1 protein-coding gene and 1 pseudogene are annotated in these 2,217 nt (G+C 44.7%); one reads left to right on the top strand and one right to left on the bottom strand.

Going from position 1 to position 2,217, the window contains the following annotated elements:
- Positions 1-1,873: tetratricopeptide repeat protein (locus tag Q0668_RS18090; RefSeq protein ID WP_298867193.1), on the top strand; the 1,873-nt coding region annotated here is incomplete at its 5' end.
- Between the two features lie 40 nt (positions 1,874-1,913).
- Here the strand turns inward: Q0668_RS18090 and Q0668_RS18085 are convergent.
- Positions 1,914-2,217, bottom strand: a pseudogene (locus Q0668_RS18085) (serine/threonine protein kinase); the annotation flags it as partial.

Below are 2,217 nucleotides of genomic sequence, written 5' to 3'. Positions count from 1 at the left end.
TTCGATTACTCCACTCAGACGTATCAATCCAAAACTATCACGAGATCTGGAAACGATTGTACTCAAAGCAATCGCGCCCGATGTAAATCATCGATATCAGAATGCGAGCGAATTGGCAGAAGACTTGAATCGTTTTCTGGATAACTGCCCCATTCGTGCAAGGCGTATTACTCCTTTCGAGCGTCTTTGGCGTTGGAGTCGCAGAAATCCTGCCATCGCAACATTGTCAAGTATTGCCATGATGTTAGTGATGCTACTGGGAGTCATCATGGCTGTGGGATTTGAAAGAGAGCGTCAGCAGCGTAAACGCGTTGAGTTTTCGTCACAGTTGGCAGTCAATGCCTTGGATCGTGTTTTTGATCGATTTGTTCCGAGTCGTGCAGATTTGTCGGATAAAACCAACTCAACTGTAGACTATACAGAACCCGTACTGTCGCGAGAGTCAGCCGAATTGTTGGCAGGGATGGTACAATATTATGAGCAATTAGCTGAGTCGACCGGATCACAACGCGAATTTCAAATTAAGGCTGCGAATGCACAACACAAGGTAGGTGACATTCATCGCCGACTCGGAGATTATCAATCTGCATTAGAGGCGTATCAAAAGTCCCTTGACCTGTATCTGAAAAATCCGGACAAAGCAAATGCCCTCATCACCGCGTCCGTTTATAATGAAATTGGTCGAATTTATCGCTATCTTCGTCAACAGCAGGAAGCGGACAATTCCTATCAGCAGGCGATTCAAATACTACAAAAGTCGCTCAAGATAAATTCAGAGCAACCTTCGCTCCGTTTTGAGTTGGCACGTACCTATTATTTGATGGCACGCAAACTACGCCTGGAACAAATGCAGGTGGGAGAAAATGCTCCCGCACCTCTCTTGTCACCTGTAAATGGAGTTCTTCAAGAGGCTGAAATCCTTCACTTAAATCAAGCGATTGAAATACTGGATCAATTGATTCGCTCAGCAAAACCTCAACCCGAATATCGATATTTATTAGCACTCTGTTTGCAGGAACAGGTTTCGGAAAGAATCCCACTATTACCGGATGATAACCTGAAGCAGGAGCGAGTTCATCAAATTCTTGAGAGTTTGGTTGATGAACAACCAACTGTTGCAGACTATCGACAGGCTCTGGTGAAATCTTACGAGGGAATTGACATACGAAATGTGATGCCGGATGCGATTGATCAGGCTTTGATAACACGTTTTAAAAAAGCAATTCAACACGCAACTCGTCTTGTTTCAGATTACCCCACAATTCCCGAATACAAGATCTCACTGATCCATGCACATAATAAGATGGCCTATGCATTAGATATTTTAGCAAAAAGGAGTGGTGCTTCTAATGAATCGCGGCAGCAACATGAAGCAGCGGAGCTCTCTTTAAGAACTGCCCTCCGGTTACAAAAAGAATTACTGATTCAATTTCCACAATCGCCTGAAATGAAAATATGGCTGGCAAAGATTCAAGTATCACTCGCAATGGTGTTAGACAAAAAAGGAAATGGCACAGAGGCCATCAGTCTTTTGGAAAGTGCAATTCTTCTATTGGAAACGGAGTTGAAAACACATCCTCAATCCGCATTTCTCTATGATGAGCTTCTCCACGCGATCGATGAATTGGCGCGGATTTATGAACACACAAACGATGATGTTGGGAATTGGTTGATGTCGGAGAAGTTCGATCAATACGAAAAGCAGATTCAGCAACTCCGGCCAGGGTACACCTACCGACGAGCAGAGTATCGAAACCAGCCACCACATGATAGGCAACGTCCACCACGTGGCATGCAACCTCCCCCACGCAATGGAGATCGACCGCCGGGGAACGAACAATTCTTTCCACCCAGGAAACGGCGTCCGAAATAATAGAGATGCATTCGCTTCAATTGTTTGAGTCCTACGCAGATTACGGCTTCCAGGCCGCGAACCATTTTCGACTGAAAATACGATGGGGTTTTGCGCAAGGCTTGACTTTTTTTCCATTTATAAATCGCACCAGATCCATGCTGAGGTCTTCTGCTGACTGGTAACGTTGTTGGGTTTGCTTTGCGATACAATTCAATATGATCATCTCAAAGTCAGTGGGGATTTTGTGATTGATCATTCGAGGGCGAACTGGGTCCTGAGTCAAAATATGATCAACGATTTCAGTCGAGCTCTGCGATGGGAATGCAGGTGTGAGTGTAGCTAGTTCATATAAAACTATTCCG

It is taken from the genome of uncultured Gimesia sp. (assembly GCF_937910335.1).
GTDB lineage: Bacteria > Planctomycetota > Planctomycetia > Planctomycetales > Planctomycetaceae > Gimesia.
Note: the sequence above shows the minus strand (reverse complement) of the source record. Positions and strands in the feature narration are given on the sequence as shown.